Annotated in this window: 16 protein-coding genes; 13 read left to right on the top strand and 3 right to left on the bottom strand. The window is 67.7% G+C overall.

The window, feature by feature from the left end:
* Positions 1–121: 121 nt before the first annotated feature.
* The 13 genes from ABE434_RS08610 to rnt all read left to right on the top strand — a co-directional run bounded on the left by ABE434_RS08610 (position 122) and on the right by rnt (position 11,778).
* Positions 122–1,333 carry an OprO/OprP family phosphate-selective porin gene (locus ABE434_RS08610; protein ID WP_346478537.1) on the top strand — a complete coding sequence of 404 codons (1,212 nt, stop codon included), beginning with the start codon at positions 122–124 and terminating at the stop codon, positions 1,331–1,333.
* Positions 1,334–1,435: 102 nt separating this feature from the next.
* A complete protein-coding gene (locus ABE434_RS08605; RefSeq protein WP_346478536.1) occupies positions 1,436–2,215 on the top strand; it encodes a hypothetical protein in 780 nt (259 codons plus the stop codon).
* Between the two features lie 123 nt (positions 2,216–2,338).
* The gene (gene pstS / locus ABE434_RS08600) at positions 2,339–3,358 is read left to right on the top strand and encodes a phosphate ABC transporter substrate-binding protein PstS (protein WP_070471808.1); all 1,020 of its coding nucleotides are present in this window, start codon (positions 2,339–2,341) and stop codon (positions 3,356–3,358) included.
* 310 nt (positions 3,359–3,668) lie between these two features.
* Positions 3,669–4,760, top strand: a complete 1,092-nt coding sequence (gene pstS / locus ABE434_RS08595) for a phosphate ABC transporter substrate-binding protein PstS (protein ID WP_346478535.1) — start codon at positions 3,669–3,671, stop codon at positions 4,758–4,760.
* Between the two features lie 134 nt (positions 4,761–4,894).
* Complete coding sequence (pstC, locus tag ABE434_RS08590) at positions 4,895–5,863, top strand: phosphate ABC transporter permease subunit PstC (RefSeq protein WP_121041561.1); 969 nt, start codon at positions 4,895–4,897, stop codon at positions 5,861–5,863.
* The gene (gene pstA, locus ABE434_RS08585; protein ID WP_121041559.1) at positions 5,863–6,729 is read left to right on the top strand and encodes a phosphate ABC transporter permease PstA; all 867 of its coding nucleotides are present in this window, start codon (positions 5,863–5,865) and stop codon (positions 6,727–6,729) included. The genes pstC and pstA overlap by 1 nt, the downstream gene beginning before the upstream one ends.
* 19 nt (positions 6,730–6,748) lie before the next feature.
* Positions 6,749–7,579, top strand: coding sequence for a phosphate ABC transporter ATP-binding protein PstB (gene pstB / locus ABE434_RS08580; protein WP_070471812.1), 831 nt, complete (start codon positions 6,749–6,751; stop codon positions 7,577–7,579).
* Positions 7,580–7,644: 65 nt separating this feature from the next.
* On the top strand, positions 7,645–8,352 hold the full coding sequence (gene phoU / locus ABE434_RS08575; RefSeq protein WP_176989927.1) for a phosphate signaling complex protein PhoU: 708 nt from the start codon (positions 7,645–7,647) through the stop codon (positions 8,350–8,352).
* Positions 8,353–8,568: 216 nt separating this feature from the next.
* Complete coding sequence (locus ABE434_RS08570) at positions 8,569–8,943, top strand: hypothetical protein (RefSeq protein WP_346478534.1); 375 nt, start codon at positions 8,569–8,571, stop codon at positions 8,941–8,943.
* Entirely contained in the window at positions 8,930–9,802 is an 873-nt protein-coding gene (locus ABE434_RS08565) for a DUF692 domain-containing protein (protein ID WP_346478533.1), read from the top strand. The genes ABE434_RS08570 and ABE434_RS08565 overlap by 14 nt, the downstream gene beginning before the upstream one ends.
* Complete coding sequence (locus ABE434_RS08560) at positions 9,795–10,550, top strand: putative DNA-binding domain-containing protein (protein ID WP_346478532.1); 756 nt, start codon at positions 9,795–9,797, stop codon at positions 10,548–10,550. The genes ABE434_RS08565 and ABE434_RS08560 overlap by 8 nt, the downstream gene beginning before the upstream one ends.
* A 24-nt stretch (positions 10,551–10,574) precedes the next feature.
* Positions 10,575–11,081 (top strand): DoxX family protein, encoded by a 507-nt coding sequence (locus ABE434_RS08555; RefSeq protein ID WP_346478531.1) that lies wholly within the window; start codon positions 10,575–10,577, stop codon positions 11,079–11,081.
* A gap of 112 nt (positions 11,082–11,193) precedes the next feature.
* The gene (gene rnt / locus ABE434_RS08550) at positions 11,194–11,778 is read left to right on the top strand and encodes a ribonuclease T (protein WP_176990127.1); all 585 of its coding nucleotides are present in this window, start codon (positions 11,194–11,196) and stop codon (positions 11,776–11,778) included.
* Between the two features lie 16 nt (positions 11,779–11,794).
* Here rnt and ABE434_RS08545 read toward each other — a convergent pair whose 3' ends face one another.
* The 3 genes from ABE434_RS08545 to ABE434_RS08535 all read right to left on the bottom strand — a co-directional run bounded on the left by ABE434_RS08545 (position 11,795) and on the right by ABE434_RS08535 (position 17,120).
* On the bottom strand, positions 11,795–14,734 hold the full coding sequence (locus ABE434_RS08545; protein ID WP_346478641.1) for a two-component regulator propeller domain-containing protein: 2,940 nt from the start codon (positions 14,732–14,734) through the stop codon (positions 11,795–11,797).
* Positions 14,735–14,976: 242 nt separating this feature from the next.
* Positions 14,977–16,395 (bottom strand): ATP-binding protein, encoded by a 1,419-nt coding sequence (locus ABE434_RS08540; protein WP_346478530.1) that lies wholly within the window; start codon positions 16,393–16,395, stop codon positions 14,977–14,979.
* Positions 16,392–17,120 (bottom strand): response regulator transcription factor, encoded by a 729-nt coding sequence (locus ABE434_RS08535; RefSeq protein ID WP_176989933.1) that lies wholly within the window; start codon positions 17,118–17,120, stop codon positions 16,392–16,394. Before ABE434_RS08535 ends, ABE434_RS08540 begins: the two co-directional genes overlap by 4 nt.
* Positions 17,121–17,177 lie beyond the last annotated feature (57 nt).

The following is a 17,177-nucleotide window of genomic DNA, read 5'->3' as shown; positions in this document are numbered from 1 at the left end:
GGCAGCCCCTGACGCCGCTTGGGATACGGCAGATGACGGTTTGTCTGAAACTGTCACATTTACGCAATCTTCACTAATTAGCCTGCGCAGCATCTTCCCACCTGCCTGCAAGGCTCCTTCCATGAAACTGCATCGCCAACTTCTTACTGCGGCCGTGGTGGCTGCGCTGTTCGTTCCGGCCGCTCACGCTGAAGTGGCCATCGATGTGATCGGCGGTTCGGAAATCACGTTCGAGGGCCTGGTCCAGGCCGACGGCAACTGGTTCGACAACGATCTGACCGACCTCAATGGCGGCGACGCCGGCAACGGCAAGAACAGCGAGTTCGAGCTGCGCCGCGCCGAGCTGGTGCTCAAGGGCAAGGGCCCGGGCAACGTGGAATGGGTGGTGGGCTACGACGCCAAGGCCGACAAGTTCCTGGATACCAACCTGAAGTACAAGCTGGCCGGCAACGCCAACCACTTCGTGCAGTTCGGCCAGTTCAAGCAGCCCAACAGCCTGGAAGAACTGTCCAGCACCAAGAACAACGACTTCATCTCCAAGGCCACGGTCACCAATACCTATGCCGTGGCCCGCCGCCTCGGCGCGGCCTACAGCATCGGCGATGCGAACTGGTCCGTCACCGCCAGCGGCTTCGGCCGCGAACTGACCCGCAACCTGGCCCACGGCAGCGGCTACGGCGCGCGTGGTACCTGGGCCCCGATCAATGACAAGGGCCAGGTCCTGCACTTCGGCCTGAGCTACGTCGACTACGACACCGATGCGGACACCCTGCGCGTGCGCGCCCGTCCGAACGCCGACCTGGCCACCGCGCGCCTGGTCGACAGCGGCAACCTGGTCGACACCGACCGCGTCAGCACGATCGGCGCCGAGGCGATGTACATCGGCGGCCCGTTCAAGGCGCAGGCCGAGTACTACACCAGCAAGGCCAAGCGCTACTCGCACGACAACTACAGCAGCGACGGCTACTACGTCAGCGGCCTGTGGAACATCAGCGGCGAGACCTGGGGCTACAAGGGCGGCACCCCGACCACCGGCCTGCCGGACGAGCCGGGCCGCGGCATGTGGCAGCTGGGCGCGCGTTACGACCACATGGACCTCAACGACGGCAACCTGTCGGCGAATCCGGTGGCCGGTCGCCCGCCGATCGTCGATGGCGTGCTCGGCGGCAAGATGGACATCTGGACCGTGGGCGTGAACTACTACTGGCGCTCCAACACCAAGTTCGCACTGAACTACGTGATGGTGGACAGCAAGAAGTACAGCTCCACCGCCCGTACGTTCGTCAACGACGATCCGAACATCCTGGAAGCGCGCCTGCAGTTCTTCTGGTAAGCCCTGCAACACGCGTGTGACACAAAGGCGCAGCTTCGGCTGCGCCTTTTTTCGTGCCCGTGCGCGGGTATGCTGGGCGCCCTTTGCCCATGGATGGACCCGATGCGTATCGCACTCCCGCTGTTGCTGGCCGTCGCGTGCAGTGCCGCCGCCCTGCCCGCCCACGCGCAGGACTGCCACGATGCCCAAGCCGCCGCGGACGAGGCATACGTGGTGCGGGCGGACGGCGCGCTGCCCGATCGCCCCGGCTACACCCGTGACACGGCCGCCAGCGTCTGCCGGCGCTGGCCCGCGCGCCCCGAGCTGACCCTGCTGGCCACGCCCGTCTGGCGCGACGGTGGCGACAACGACTCCCGCGATGGCGATGTGGAAGTGCTGGTGATCGACTCCGACACCCTCGCCACCCGCGCATGGACGGTGCTGTCCGGCGCACTCGACAGCGATGCGGTCTTCTTCGACGGCATGCACCTGGATACCGCGCGCTACCAGCTCGCGCCGGACACCCTCGCGTTCGGCCTGCGCGTGCAGCGGCGCAATGGCTCCGGGCCCAATCCTTTCAGCGAAGAACAATTGCAGCTGCTGGCGGTGCAGGAAGACACGCTGCGCACGCTCGGCTCACCGATGGTGCTGCGTCGTTTCCAGGCCGAGTGGGACACCCGCTGCGCCGGTGAATCCACCGACGTGACGCGCACCGTGGCGGTCGGCCCGCAAGGCAGGCACGGCTTGGCCGACCTCGTCCTGCGCGAGCGCCGGGTCACCACGCACAGCTGGATGGACGGCGACACCTGCCGCGACCAGGACACGCCGGTGGAAGGCGAGCGCCATGTGCTGCGCTTCGACGGCCACCGCTACGCGGTCCCGGAGGCGTTGCAGCCGTTGTGACACCCCGCCCGGAGGGCGTGTCACGAGGTGGTCATATGACAGTCGCTGCGCTGTCATCGAACCGTTATGGAATGAGCACCGGGCGGGACACCCCGCACCTTCATCCATCCCAGGAGCCACCCCGTGATCCACGCCTTCAAGTCGCGCGCCGCCGTTGCCGTCCTCGCCGCGTCGTCCGTGTTCGCCGCCAATGCCGCCGATGTGACCGGCGCGGGCGCCTCGTTCATCTACCCGGTCATGTCCAAGTGGTCGGCCGACTACAGCACCGCGACCGGCAAGAAGGTCAACTACCAGTCCATCGGTTCCGGTGGCGGCATCGCCCAGATCAAGGCCGCGACCGTTGATTTCGGCTCCTCCGATGCCCCGCTGAAGCCGGAAGAGCTGGCGGCAGCCGGCCTGGCCCAGTTCCCGTCGGTCATCGGCGGCGTGGTCCCGGTGATCAACGTGGCCGGCATCGCGCCGGGCGCGCTGAAGCTCGACGGCCCGACCCTGGGCAACATCTTCCTCGGCAAGATCAAGACCTGGAACGACCCGGCGATCGCCGCGCTGAACCCGGGCGTCAAGCTGCCGGACGGCAAGATCACCGTCGTGCACCGCTCGGACGGTTCGGGCACCACCTTCAACTTCGTCAACTACCTCTCCAAGGTCAACCCGGAGTGGAAGACCAAGGTCGGTGAAGGCACGTCGGTCCAGTGGCCGGTCGGCATCGGCGGCAAGGGCAACGAAGGCGTCGCCGCCTACGTGAAGCAGATCAAGGGCGGCATCGGCTACGTCGAACTGTCCTACGCGCTGCAGAACAAGATGTCCTACGCCGCAATGAAGAACGCCTCGGGCAAGATCGTGCTGCCGAGCGACACCTCCTTCGCCGCCGCTGCCGCCAGCGCCGACTGGGCCAGCGCGAAGGACTTCTACCTGGTCATGACCAACGCCCCGGGCGCCGATGCGTGGCCGATCACCGCCACCAACTTCATCCTGGTCCGCAAGCAGCCCAAGAACGTCGCCAACGCCAAGGCCACCCAGGAGTTCTTCCGCTGGATCTACAAGAGCGGCGATGCCCAGGCCAAGCAGCTCGACTACGTCCCGCTGCCGGACACCCTGGTCAAGCAGATCGAGACCTACTGGTCGCAGAACCTGAAGTACTGATCGATCGACGGCGTCACCACCCACGGTGGTGACCTACCGGTAGGTACCGACCGTTGGTCGGTACGCGTCGCCCCCGACGCAATCACCGGACAGTGCAATGGCGCCGGAGGGTCCTCTCTCCCCCTTCCGGCGCCATCGGGCGCGGACCGCAAGGTTCCGCGCCTTTTTGTTGCCTGCCCCTGCGAGCCCGGCCCTTGTGCCGCAAGGCTTTGCGTGCGCCCGGTCACGGCGTCATCAAGCTGTAACAAAAACATCATTTCATAGTCGCGTCGCCGGAAAGACCGGCCCTTGTCCCGCTATGGAGTGACGCATGAAACTGCACACGGCCAGCATCGCCGCCCTTTCCCTGGCCATCGCGCTGGGTCTTTCCGCCTGCAAGCCGGGCGCTGAAGGCCAAGCCGCCGCGCCGGCCACCAACGCGCCCGCCGCCGCCCCCGCCGCGGGCGACCGCCTCACCGCCGAAATTTCCGGTGCCGGTGCCTCCTTCATCTTCCCGCTGGTGTCCAAGTGGTCGGCCGACTACAACACCGCCACCGGCGCCAAGATCAACTACCAGTCGATCGGCTCGGGTGGCGGCATCGCCCAGATCAAGGCCGGCACCGTTGATTTTGGTTCCTCCGACAAGCCGCTGAGCAGCGAAGAGCTGGCCCAGGCCGGCCTCGGCCAGTTCCCGTCGGCCATCGGCGGCGTGGTCCCGGTGGTCAACATCGACGGCCTGGAAGCCGGCAAGCTGCGCCTCAGCGGCGCCCTGCTGGCCGACATCTTCCTGGGCAAGGTCAAGACCTGGAACGACCCGGCCATCGTCGCCGCCAACCCGGGCGTCACACTGCCGGACGGCAAGATCACCCTGGTCCACCGTTCGGACGGTTCGGGCACCACCTTCAACTTCTCCAACTACCTGTCCAAGGTCAGCCCGGACTGGAAGAGCAAGGTCGGCGAAGGCACCTCGGTGCAGTGGCCGGACGGCGTGGGTGGCAAGGGCAATGAAGGCGTGGCCTCGTACGTGAAGCAGATCAAGGGCTCGATCGGCTACGTCGAACTGGCCTACGCGCTGCAGAACGGCATGCCGTATGCCTCGATGCAGAACGCCGCCGGCAACTGGGTGCAGCCGAGCGCGGAAACCTTCGCCGCTGCCGCCGCCAGCGCCGACTGGGCCAGCGCCAAGGACTTCAACCTGGTCATCACCAATGCCCCGGGCGACCAGGCATGGCCGATCACCGCCACCAACTTCATGCTGATGCACAAGCAGCCCAAGGATGCCCAGCGCAGCAAGGACACCCTGGCGTTCTTCAAGTGGGCCTTCGAGAAGGGCCAGGCCCAGGCCAACGAACTGCACTACGTGCCGCTGCCGGCCGAGCTGGTGACCCAGATCGAAGCGTACTGGACCAGCGAGTTCAAGTGAAAAAGGCAGGCCCGCGCGCGGCGCGGGCCTGACCGATCGTAGTGCCGGGCGCTGCCCGGCCGCACCACGCTCCGAACGTGATGCCGGGCAGCGCCCGGCACTACCTCTTCTCTTTTCGGGCCCCCGCCTCAGCCATGAATGCCATCGCCCAGCCTGTTCCCGCACCGTCCCTCCGCGACCTGCGTGATGCCCGCAACGACAAACTGTTCCGCTGGGTCCTGATCGCCACCGTCATCCTGGTGCTGGTCGCCCTGGCCTGCGCCGCGCTCTCGATGCTGTGGGGCGGCCGCCATGCCCTGCAGGAGCAGGGCCTGAGCTTCTTCTATTCGTCCGAATGGAATCCGGTCGAGAACAAATTCGGTGCCCTCGCACCGATCTACGGCACCCTCGTCACCGCACTGATCGCGATGGTCATCGCCGTGCCGGTGAGCTTCGGTATCGCCTTCTTCCTGACCGAGGTCGCCCCGCGCTGGCTGCGTGGCCCGGTCGGTACCGCCATCGAACTGCTGGCCGGTATCCCCTCGATCATCTACGGCATGTGGGGCCTGTTCGTGCTGGTCCCGGTGATGACCGAGTACGTCACCCCGTTCCTCAACGATCACCTCGGCACGTTGCCGATCATCGGACCGCTGTTCCAGGGCCCGCCGCTGGGCATCGGCGTGCTCACCGCCGGCTTCGTGCTGGCGATCATGGTGATCCCCTTCATCTCCTCGGTGATGCGCGAAGTGTTCCTCACCGTGCCGACCCGCCTGAAGGAATCGGCCTACGCGCTGGGCTCGACCAAGTGGGAAGTGAGCTGGGACATCGTCCTGCCCTACACCCGCTCGGCGGTGATCGGCGGCATCTTCCTCGGCCTCGGCCGCGCCCTGGGTGAAACCATGGCGGTGGCCTTCGTGATCGGCAACAGCGTGCGCCTGTCGCCCTCGCTGCTCGAGCCGGGCACCACGATTGCCGCGCTGATCGCCAACGACTTCGGCGAAGCCACTGAAACCTACCGCTCGGCGCTGCTGCTGCTCGGCTTCGTGTTGTTCCTGGTGACCTTCGTGGTGCTGGCGATCGCTCGCCTGATGCTGATGCGCCTGGCCCGCAAGGAGGGCAACTGATGTCCACCGCCAACGCCCAACCGCTCTACCTGCGCCGCCGCATCGTCAACGTGGTCGCGCTGCTGATGTCCTGCCTGACCGCACTGTTCGGCCTGTTCTTCCTCGGCTGGATCCTGTGGACGCTGGCCTCCAAGGGCCTGGCCGGGATCAACCTGGACCTGTTCACCAAGATGACCCCACCGCCGATGCAGGACGGCGGCCTGGCCAACGCCTTCTTCGGCAGCGCGGTGATGTGCGGCCTGGCCATCGCCATCGGTACGCCGCTCGGCGTGCTGGCCGGCACCTGGCTGGCCGAGTACGGCAACTTCCGCAAGACCGGCACGGTGGTCCGCTTCGTCAACGACATCCTGCTCTCGGCGCCGTCGATCGTGCTGGGCCTGTTCGTCTACACCCTGTACGTGATGCAGACCGGCGGCCAGTTCTCGGCTTTCGCCGGTGCGCTCTCGCTGGCCTTCATCGTGCTGCCGGTGGTGGTGCGTACCACCGATGAAATGCTGCGCCTGGTGCCTTCGCAGATGCGTGAAGCGGCCCTGTCGCTCGGCATCCCGCAGTGGAAGGTGACGGTGCAGGTGCTGTACCGCAGCGCCGCCGCCGGCATCGTGACCGGCATCCTGCTGGCGCTGGCCCGCATCTCCGGTGAAACCGCCCCGCTGCTGTTCACCGCCTTCGGCAACCAGTACTGGAACAGCAACGTGTTCCAGCCGATGGCCTCGGTGCCGGTGGTGATGAACCAGTTCGCCGGCAGCCCGTACGAATCCTGGCAGGTGCTGGCCTGGGCCGGCGCGCTGGTGCTGACCGTGTTCGTGCTGCTGGTCAGCCTTTCCGCGCGCGGCATCCTGCTGCGCAACCGTATCTCCCATGACTGACCTTTCCACGGACATCGCCATGAACGATCTCTCCAACGCCGTGCCGATGCAGCGCATCGTGGTCCCGGCTTCGCATGAAAGCCTGCAGACCCCGGCGCCGATCAAGCTGGCCGCACGCGGGCTGGATTTCTACTACGACAAGTTCCATGCGCTGAAGGGCATCGACCTGGAGATCCCGGAAAAGCGCGTCACCGCGCTGATCGGTCCTTCCGGGTGCGGCAAGTCCACCCTGCTGCGCATCTTCAACCGCATCTACGCGCTGTACCCCAAGCTGGAAGCGCGGGGTGAAGTGATGCTGGACGGAGAGAACATCCTCTCGCCGAAGTACCCGATGAACCGCCTGCGCAGCAAGGTCGGCATGGTGTTCCAGAAGCCGGTGCCGTTCCCGATGACCATCTTCGAGAACGTGGCCTACGGCATCCGTCACCACGAAAAGCTCTCCAAGTCGGAGATGACCGACCGCGTCGAGCAGGCCCTGCGCCAGGGCGCGCTGTGGGACGAGGTGAAGGACAAGCTCAACCAGAGCGCGCTGGGCCTGTCCGGCGGCCAGCAGCAGCGCCTGTGCATCGCCCGCGCCGTGGCCCTGCGCCCGGACGTGCTGCTGCTCGACGAGCCGACCTCCGCACTGGACCCGATCTCCACCAGCCGCATCGAGCAGCTGGTCGAGGAGCTCAAGCACGATTACACCATCGTGATCGTGACCCACAACATGCAGCAGGCCGCGCGCGTCTCCGACTACACCGCCTTTATGTACCTGGGCGACCTGATCGAACACGACCGCACCGAAGTGATCTTCTCGCAGCCCAACAAGCAGCAGACCGAGGATTACATCACCGGTCGTTTCGGTTGATCGGTGCTGTCCCCTCACCAAATGCCCCAGCCAGGCGCGGCCTGGCTCTACCCGGATCGCAGACCATGAATCTTCCCAACGACCACATCGTCAAGAGCTACGACGAAGAACAGCAGCGCCTGGTGGCCGAGATCGTGCGCATGGGCGAGATGGCCGTCGCCCAGCTGGAGGCGTCCATGGACGTCATCGAGAAGCGCGACGAGAACGCCGCCCAGCGCATCATCGCCAACGACGAGGCCATCGACCAGCTTGAGCAGCAGATCAGCCACGACGTCATGCGGCTGGCGCTGCGTGGGCCGATGGCGCGCGACCTGCGCGAGATCCTGGCCGGCCTGCGCATCCCGGCCGACATCGAACGCATCGGCGATTACGCCGCCAACGTGGCCAAGCGCTCGATCGCGCTGAGCAAGGTGCCACCGCTGCCGCAGATCCAGGGCCTGCGTGCGCTGGGCCGCCTGGCCGCCCAGCAGGTGCGTCGCGCCATCGAAGCCTACCGCGACAACGACGCCGCCGCGGCGCTGGAACTGCGCGACGACGACGCCCGCCTGGACGCGCAGTACACCGCGCTGTTCCGCGAGCTGCTGACCTACATGATGGAAGACCCGCGCAACATCACCCCGTGCACCCACCTGCTGTTCATGGCCAAGAACCTGGAGCGCGTGGGCGACCATGCCACCAACATCGCCGAGAACGTCTGGTTCCTGGTGCATGGCGAGCAGGTACTGCCGCCGCGCGAGAAGCGCGACGAGACCAGCAGCACCGATCACGTCTGAGCGCGTGCTTCAAACGCAGAAATCAGAAGCCGCTGCCTCCGGGTGGCGGTTTTTTTTTGCCTTGCTGTTGCGTTGCCATGATGGCAATCCCCCACACTTCACGAAACGTTGAATCCTGTGTGAGGATTCGATGAGCCGGGTCGGTCCACCATGGCCGCACCTGCTGCCCCCACGCAGCCATCCCGGGCCCCGGCCCATTCCAAGGAGATCCACCCGATGAGCACACCCACCAGTTCGCTGTCCCTGTTGGCAGCCACTGCGCTGGCCGCAGGCCTGGGGGTCACCGCTTCGGCATCCGCGTTGAGCATGACCGAGCTGGCCCAGGGCTATCTGGTGGCTGGCCAGGCGGCGACGAAGTCCGCCGAGGGCAAATGTGGCGAAGGCAAGTGCGGTGCGCACGGCGGCAAGGCCGGGACGAAGGCGGGCGACAAGGCCGCGACGACCGGTGCCAAGGCAGCCGAGGGCAAGTGCGGGGAAGGCAAGTGCGGTGCCGACAAGGGCAAGACCACCGACACCAAGCCCAAGGCCGCAGGCGACAAGAAGTCGGCGGAAGGCAAGTGCGGCGAAGGCAAGTGCGGTGCCAAGCACTGACGCGCTGGCCACTGGCCTGGACCGGTCGTCGCTGCCTGCGGCGGCGACCGGCCTTGGTCTGCGCCGGGCCCTGCTGCAGGACCTGCGCGATGCGCCCGCCGGCGATGTCGACTTCCTCGAGTGCGCCCCGGAAAACTGGATCGGCGTCGGCGGGCCGGCCGGCGACGCACTCGCCGAACTGGCCACGCGCTACCCGCTCACCTGCCATGGGCTGTCGCTCTCGCTGGGCAGCACCGCGCCGCTGGATACCGTGCTGCTGGAACAGGTAGGACGCTTCCTGGACCGGCACAACGTGCCGCTCTACAGCGAACACCTGAGCTACTGCAGCGATGAAGGCCACCTCTACGACCTCCTGCCGCTCCCCTTCACCGATGAGGCGGTACGCCACACCGCGGCGCGCATCGCCCGCGTGCAGGACGCGCTCGGCAGGCGCATCGCGGTGGAAAACGTGTCCTATTACCTCGCCCCGGAACCGGCCATGGACGAGCTGTCCTTCACCAACGCCGTGCTGGCCGAGGCCGATTGCGATCTGCTGCTGGACGTCAACAACGTGTACGTCAACGCCTGCAACCACGGTTACGACGCCGACACGTTCATCGCCGGGCTCCCTGCCGCGCGCATCGTCTGCCTGCATGTCGCCGGCCATCTGGACGAAGCGCCCGACCTGAAGATCGACACCCATGGCAGCGCGGTAATCGACCCGGTCTGGGACCTGCTCGCCCGTACCTATGCGCGCATCGGCGCGCGCCCGACCCTGCTGGAACGCGATTTCAATTTCCCCCCGTACGCCGAACTGCGCGGCGAACTGCATACCATCCGCCGCCTGATGGCCGCCCATGCCGGAGCCGGGCATGACTGACGCCTCTTCGCACCTGCACGCGCAGCAGAAGGCGTTCACCGCGCACCTGCGCGACCCGGACCATGTCGCCGCACCCGCCGGACTGGACGCACGCCGGCTGGGGATCTACCAGCGGCTGGTGTTCAACAGCGTGCTGGGCCTGCTCGGGACCGGCTTCCCGGTCTGCGTGCGACTGCTTGGCGAGGCGGCGTGGTCCACGTTGATCCGGCAGTTCTTCGCCCGACACCCCGCGCAGACCCCGTTGTTCACCGCACTGGCCGCCGAGTTCGTGCAGTGGTTGCAGCAACAGCCCGCGCTGCCGCACCCGGCGCTGGCCGAACTGGCCCACTACGAGTGGGTGGAAACGGCCCTGTACCAGCTCGACGCGCAGCCCCTGCCGCCCTCCCCCGGCCTGGACCCGATGTCCGCGGCGCTGCAGCGTTCGCCGCTGGCCTGGCCGCTGCTCTATCGCTGGCCGGTGCACCGGCTGGGCGCCGAGGATGCACCGGAGCATCCAGATACCGGTCCTACCGGGCTGCTGGTCCGGCGCGATCCCGATGGCCAGGTCCGCTTCGCCACGATCAGCCCGATGGCCGCGCAACTGCTGGAGCAGATCGGCCAGCATCCCGGCCACAGCGGCGCCACCTACCTTCAGCATCTCGCCGAGGCACACGGCCTGGCGGTCGATGTGCTGCGCGTGCCCGGCGCCGCCCTGCTGCGCCAATTCCATGGCAACGGGGTGATAGGCCCCGCCGCGCCCGTTTCCTGATCCCTCCCCAACGGAAAGTCCCCGATGAAGTCACCTCACCTGGTCGCGCTGCGCGACCGGCTGGACCGTGTTGCCCCGTGGTTCGCCCCGCTCGGCCTGCGCCTGCTGATGGGCTGGGAGTATTTCGAATCGGGTCGCGAAAAGCTGCGCGGCCAGAACTGGTTCGAGGACCTGCAGCAGGCCTTCCCGTTTCCGTTCGACCAGTTGCCGGCGGCCCTCAACTGGCACCTCGCCACCTGGTTCGAGCTGGTTGGCGCGGCCTGCCTGCTGCTCGGGCTGGGCACCCGCCTGGCGGCCAGCAGCCTGCTGGTGCTGACCGTGGTCGCCACCGCCGCCGTGCACTGGCCGATGCACTGGGAGGGCCTGGGCGAGCTGGCGATGGGCTATGCCATCACCGACCAGGGCTTCGGCAACTTCAAACTGCCGCTGCTGTTCATGGCCATGCTGCTGCCCCTGGCCCTCCAGGGCGCCGGCCCGCTGAGCCTGGACCACCTGCTGCGCCGCCGCGCACGCACGCCTGTCTTCGCCTGAGCACGGGGGGGCGTACAGGGCGCTCTGCTAAACTGGCGCAATGACTGACGACCTCCCCCGCTCCGACGCGCCGGCTGCTGCCGACGCACTGCCCGCTGCTGCGCAGCGCTTGATGGCAACCCGTTTCCGCGGCTTCCTGCCGGTGGCGGTGGATGTGGAGACCGGCGGATTCGACTCTGATCGCCACGCGCTGCTGGAGATCGCCGCCGTTCCGATCGAGATGGACGAAAACGGCCTGCTCTATCCCGGGCAGACCGCCAGCGCCCACGTGGTGCCGGCCGAGGGGCTGGAGATCGATCCCAAGTCGCTGGAAATCACCGGGATCATCCTGGACCACCCGTTCCGCCTGGCCAAGGTCGAGCGCGATGCGCTGGACCACATCTTCACCCCGATCCGCGCCGCGATGAAAAAGTACGGTTGCCAGCGCGCGATCCTGGTCGGGCACAACGCGCATTTCGACCTGGGCTTCGTCAACGCAGCGGTCAACCGCACCGGCCACAAGCGCAACCCGTTCCACCCCTTCAGCGTCTTCGACACGGTCACCCTGGGCGGTATCGCCTATGGCCAGACCGTGCTGGCGCGCGCGGCCACGGCGGCCGGCCTGGGCTGGGATGCCGATGAGGCGCACAGCGCGGTGTACGACACCGAACAGACCGCGAAGCTGTTCTGCAAAGTCGCCAACAGCTGGCCGCGCTAGGCGGGGCCGCTCGGGCTCAGCCGATGCTGGTCCTGTCCCTGCCTTCGCTTTTCGCGCGGTACAGCGCGCGGTCGGCGCGCTGGTAGAGCAGCATCGGGGTGCGATCAGCGGCATCGAGTTCGACCAGGCCGGCGCTGAAGGTGACCTTCAGGCCCGGAATTCCCGCCCAGTCCGGATGATCGTGGAACAGCCCGCGCAGGCGCGCGCAGACCTGCGCCGCTTCGTCCAGGCGGGTGTCGTTGAGCAGCAGCGCGAACTCCTCGCCACCGGTCCGCGCCGGCATGTCCGAGTCGCGGCAGGCCGAGGCCAGCAGGCGCGCCACTTCGACCAGCACCACGTCGCCCACCGAGTGACTGTGCTGGTCGTTCACTTCCTTGAAGTGATCGATGTCCAGCACCACCAGGCACAGCGGGTGGCGGCTGCGCTGCGAACGGGCGAAGTCACGCGCCAGCGCTTCGTCGAAGGCACGCCGGTTCGGCAACCCGGTCAGCGCGTCTTCGCGCGCCTGCCTTTCGAATGCCTCGGCCTGCACCGCCAGGCGATCGGCCAGTTCGGTCTTCTCCTGGTTCAGTGCCTGCAGGTTGACCGTCTGCGTCTGCAGATCCAGCGTGGCTTCCTTCACCATCCGCGCCAACCGCACGTTGCTGGTCTTGTAGCGGTTGATCAGGTACCGGTACAGCGCGACCAGGCCGGCCAGCAGCAGCAGCGCGGCGATCAGCTGCACGCTGCGGCGCTGCCACAGGAACGGCTCCACCGTGAACTCCCAGACCGCCTCGCTGTCGCTCCAGACACCGCCGGGGTGCGCAGCCGAGACGTGCAGCGTGTAGTCGCCCGGCGGCAGGCCGATGAACTCCACGCTGCGCTGCTGGCCGCGTTCGATCCAGCCCTTGTCCAGGCCCTCCAGGCGGGTGCGGTAGCGGATGCGCTCGGAGAGCAGATAGCTCAACCCGACATAGCTCACGCTCAGCCGGCGCCCGCCGGGAATCGAATTGTGATTGCTGCCCTGCCAATGCAGGGGCGCCCCATCGACCTGCACGTTCTCGATCACCGCCGGGGGCGCCAGGCGCTCGCGGAAGCGCTGCAGGCGCAGCGGATCGACCGTGCTCAGGCCACCGGCGGTGACCACCCAGAAGGTGCCGTCCTGGCGCAGGATCGCCGACGGACCGGAGCTGCCGTTGGCCTGCGAGTTGGCCATGCCGTCAATCTCGTTGTAATGCTCCACCTCCACCCGCGCGGCGCGGCCATCGGCGACGGCGTTGAGCATCGTCATGTCGGTGCGCAGCACGCCGCGGTTGCTGCTGATCCAGACGTTGCCGACCCGGTCGGGCACCAGCTGGAACACGGTATCCACCGGCATGCCCTGCTCCAGACCGACCCGTGCGAGCTGGCCTTCCTGGTAGCGGTACAGGCCGCGATCGGTGCTGATCCACATCGCATCGCCGATCTGCTGGAACCCGAACACACTGCGCCCGCCCCCCAGCGGCTGCAGATCGATGGACTGCACCCGTCCCCCCCGCAGCACCCGGATGCCTTCGATGGTGCCGATCCACAACGCACCGTCGTCGTCATGCGCCAGCGCGGTGATCAACCCGCCGGGCATGCCCGGAATCGCCGGCTGCTCGGCCCTGCCGGCATCGATGCGGACCACGCCTTTCTGCGTGCCGGCCCAGACCACGCCGTCGCGGTCGATGCTGATCGCACGGATGTTGCCGCCCGGCAGCCCTTCGGCCGTGCCGTAGCCACGCAGGCGCTGACCCTGTTCGTTGATCCGGAAGATGCCGTCACCGAAGGTGCCGACCCACAGCGTCCCTTCACGGTCCTGGGCCAGGCTCAGCACCGAGGGACTCTTGCCGACGTTGTTGCGCAACGGCACCGGGCTGAAGCGGCCCTGCGCGTCGCGCCGGTCCAGCCCGCTGGCGCTGCCGATCCAGAGCTGGCGCTGGCGATCCTCGAACACCGTCCGCACGTAGTCGCCGCTGAGGCCGTCGCGCTCGGTGAAGCTGCTGAACAACGTTTCGCGCAGCCGGTACAGGCCGCCGTTGGCGCCGACCCAGATGCTGCCCTCGGCATCTTCGCGCAGGCTGACCACGCGCCCGCCCGGCAGTGAGAGCCCCGTCGGCAGCCGCTCCAGGCCATGCCGCGACAACCGCAGCAGACCTTGATTCTCGGTGCCCAGCCACAGGTCGCCATGGCGGTCCTGCAGCATTGCAGTGATGTGGGTCACGCCGGGCAGGCGGTGCTGCAGCAGCGGCGCGCCGTCCTGCATGCGGTAGATGCGCTCGCCGGCCACCACCCACATCACCCCGTCGGGCCCCCGATACGGCCAGACCAGCCCACGCCCGAGCCCCCAGCTGTCCGGCGCGCGGCGCAGCACGCCGTCGGTATCGCGCACCACCAGCCCGTCCAGGGTGCCGACCCAGACGCGGTCCTGCGCATCCACCACCAGCTTGGTGAAACTCATCGCCATCGGCACGTCGGCCGGCGGCTTCTGATAATCGAAGTTTCCATCGGGCCCAAGGCTGCCGATGCCCTTGCCTTCATACAGCAGCCACAGGCGTCCATGGCTGTCCATCTGCATGGCCTGGATCAGCACCTGCGGGGTGTCGGCACGGTGCTCCCAGACCTGCCAGCGGCCGTCCGTCCCGCGCCGGGTCACGTTGCCGCGCGAGTCACTGATCCACAGCCCGCCGCTGCGGTCCACCAGCAGCGCGCCCACGCCGTTGTCGCGCAGACCGGGCGTGGTGCTGCGGTCGAACACCGTGAAATCCAGGCCGTTGTAACGGACGAGGCCCTCCCAGGTGGCGAACCACAGATGCCCTTCGGGGGTCTGCGCGATGTCGCGCAGGGAGTTGTGCGGCAGCCCGTTGCGCGAGGTCCAGACATCGATGGCGTAATCGCGCAGCGGCGGCGGACCATCCTGCGCCGACAGCGGCCAGGGCGCCGCGCACAGCAGCATCAGCCACAGCGCTGCGGCCTGCAGCGTCGGCAGGCGCGGGAACCTCGGTTGTACCGGCCGCCACCGGATCCTGCCCCCCCGATCGCTCATCCGTGTGGATCAGCCCTGGGCAGGCGCCGTGCGCATGGGGGGGACGGCCGTGCACCAGCGCGGAGGCTGGCAGAGTCGTACGCTCTCATGGGGGAGACGCTGGAAAGAGATGCCCATAGTAGGCAAATCCCTGCGTTTTGGGGGAGCCGGCGTCAGCTCCCGCGTGGTCCCGATGGCGCCCGCGCCGGCGACGTCCAGCGCACGATCGCCTCCAGCCCGCCCTGGGGATGGTTGCGCAGGTGCAGGGTCGCGCCGTCCTTTTCGGCCAAGGCGCGGGCGATGGTGAGCCCCAACCCGGCACCCCCGGTCTGGCGCGAGCGCGAGGTCTCCAGCCGCACGAACGGGTCGAACACCGCTTCCAGTTCGTCCTCGGCCAGGCCCGGGCCGCTGTCGCGGATGCGCACCTCCACGTCCTGCCCGACCTGCTTCACCCGCACGCGCGCGCTCTGGCCGTACATCACCGCGTTGTCGACCAGGTTGGAGAACAGGCGGTGCATGGCCAGCGGACGCAGCATCAGCACCGCCCCGCTCGGCTGTTCGAAATGGACATCGGCCCCGGCCTCGGCGGCATCTTCGACGATGCTCTCCAACAGCGAATCCAGGTCCAGCGCGGCGCGCTGCTCGGCGCTCTCGGCGCTGCGGGCCAGCTCCAGGCCTTCGCGGATCAGCGCCTGCATCGCACCGAGATCGCCGATCAGGCGCTCGCGCAGCGCTTCGTCGGTGACGTTTTCCAGGCGCAGGCGCAGGCGGGTCACCGGCGTCTGCAGGTCGTGGGTGATCGCCGCCAGCATCTGGGTGCGCTCACCGAGGTGGCGCTGCAGGCGCTTCTGCATGGCGTTGAAGGCTTCGGCCGCCCGGCGCACTTCGAACGGCCCGGTCACCGGCATCGGCGCGCCCTGCAGGTCATCGCCCAGCGCGGCGGCTGCATCGGCCAGGCGCTGCAGCGGGGCACTGGCCATCCGCGCCACGATGTAGGCCAGGATCGCGATCGCCACCACCAGCAGGGTCAGGAACAGCGGGTCCACGGCGAGTACGCCGTTGTGCGCGACGGCCGGGGAATCCAGCGCCAGCCGCAGGGGCGTGCCGTCGGTCAGCTGCAGGGTCACCACGCGGCACTTGGGCGGAATGAACGCCGGGTCGCGCTCCCGCGGCGGGTGCCGCATCCTGTCCTTGTCGCGCGGGGGGCGCGGCAGCAGTTCCGGCAGCCGCGGCAGGCAGGAGCGGAACGAGGTGAAGGCGACCTGGCTGCTCGCCACCGGACCGGGCCGGTCATCAAGAATCTCCATCAACGCCGCATCGGGCCGGCCGATGCGCGCGCCTTCCGGCAGTTGCCGCACACTCGGCCCGCCACTGGTGAGCAGGCGCTGGCGCAGCTCCGGATTGCCATCGAGCAGGTTCACGAACCCCTGCAGGCGATCCGCGATGCGGTTGAGGTTCTGCCGTTCGAATTCCTGCTGGCGCTTGGTACTGGCCAGCATGGTCGCGCCGATCGCCGCCACGCTCATGCCCAGCAGCAGGATGACGAACAGGCGCCCCACCATCGAGGAAAAGAAGTGGCGCAGGCGTTTCATTCCAGGGTGACTGCCGCAGCGAGCACGTAGCCTTCGTTGCGCACGGTCTTGATCAGCCCGTCGCTGCCGCCGTCATCGGCGAGCTTGTTGCGCAGGCGGCTGACCTGCAGGTCGATCGCACGGTCCTGCGACTCGTAGTTGCGACCGCTGCTCAGCGAAACCAGCTGCTCGCGCGAGAGCACCTTGTTGGCATGCCCGACGAACACCCGCAGCAGGCGGAACTCGGCGCCGGACAACACCACCACGCGCCCATCCGGATCGACCAGGTGGCGGTGTTCCAGGTCGAACACCCAGCTGGCGAAGCGCGCGCGGCGGATCGCCAGCGGCTCCAGGTTGGCCGGCAATGCTTCGGTACGGCGCAGCACGTTGCGGATGCGTGCGAGCAGCTCGCGCGGCTCGAACGGCTTGGCCAGGTAATCGTCGGCGCCCATCTCCAGGCCCAGCACGCGGTCGATCGGCTCGCTGCGTGCGGTCAACATGATCACCGGCGTGCTCGAGCGCGCGCGCAGGTCGCGGCACAGGGTCAGGCCGTCTTCGCGGGGCAGGTTGAGGTCGAGCACGATCAGGTCCACATGCTCGCGCTCCAGCAGCTGGCGCATGCCGTGGCCATCGCTGGCGGTGCTCACCAGGTAACCGGCGCGGCCCAGCTGCTCGGCGAGCAGCTGGCGGATATCGTTGTCGTCATCGACGATCAGCAGTCTGTGCATGCTGTTGGCAGTCTCCATGCGGCGATCATCCCCTGTCGGGAGCTGAACCGCATCTCCTGGTTTGCGTACGTCTGT

Origin of the sequence: Stenotrophomonas sp. TWI1183 (genome assembly GCF_039673115.1) — a bacterium.
Lineage (GTDB): Bacteria > Pseudomonadota > Gammaproteobacteria > Xanthomonadales > Xanthomonadaceae > Stenotrophomonas > Stenotrophomonas maltophilia_AA.
This window is presented reverse-complemented; position numbering and strand designations above follow the sequence as displayed.

Coding starts and splice junctions, on each gene's coding strand:
- ABE434_RS08605 (WP_346478536.1), top strand. CDS start 1,436: ATGCGTATCGCACTCCCGCTGTTGCTGGCCGTCGCGTGCAGTGCCGCC.
- ABE434_RS08545 (WP_346478641.1), bottom strand. CDS start 14,734: ATGCTGCTGTGCGCGGCGCCCTGGCCGCTGTCGGCGCAGGATGGTCCG.
- ABE434_RS08560 (WP_346478532.1), top strand. CDS start 9,795: ATGACTGACGCCTCTTCGCACCTGCACGCGCAGCAGAAGGCGTTCACC.
- pstA (WP_121041559.1), top strand. CDS start 5,863: ATGTCCACCGCCAACGCCCAACCGCTCTACCTGCGCCGCCGCATCGTC.
- ABE434_RS08570 (WP_346478534.1), top strand. CDS start 8,569: ATGAGCACACCCACCAGTTCGCTGTCCCTGTTGGCAGCCACTGCGCTG.
- pstC (WP_121041561.1), top strand. CDS start 4,895: ATGAATGCCATCGCCCAGCCTGTTCCCGCACCGTCCCTCCGCGACCTG.
- ABE434_RS08540 (WP_346478530.1), bottom strand. CDS start 16,395: ATGAAACGCCTGCGCCACTTCTTTTCCTCGATGGTGGGGCGCCTGTTC.
- pstB (WP_070471812.1), top strand. CDS start 6,749: ATGAACGATCTCTCCAACGCCGTGCCGATGCAGCGCATCGTGGTCCCG.
- phoU (WP_176989927.1), top strand. CDS start 7,645: ATGAATCTTCCCAACGACCACATCGTCAAGAGCTACGACGAAGAACAG.
- pstS (WP_346478535.1), top strand. CDS start 3,669: ATGAAACTGCACACGGCCAGCATCGCCGCCCTTTCCCTGGCCATCGCG.
- ABE434_RS08555 (WP_346478531.1), top strand. CDS start 10,575: ATGAAGTCACCTCACCTGGTCGCGCTGCGCGACCGGCTGGACCGTGTT.
- ABE434_RS08535 (WP_176989933.1), bottom strand. CDS start 17,120: ATGGAGACTGCCAACAGCATGCACAGACTGCTGATCGTCGATGACGAC.
- rnt (WP_176990127.1), top strand. CDS start 11,194: ATGGCAACCCGTTTCCGCGGCTTCCTGCCGGTGGCGGTGGATGTGGAG.
- ABE434_RS08610 (WP_346478537.1), top strand. CDS start 122: ATGAAACTGCATCGCCAACTTCTTACTGCGGCCGTGGTGGCTGCGCTG.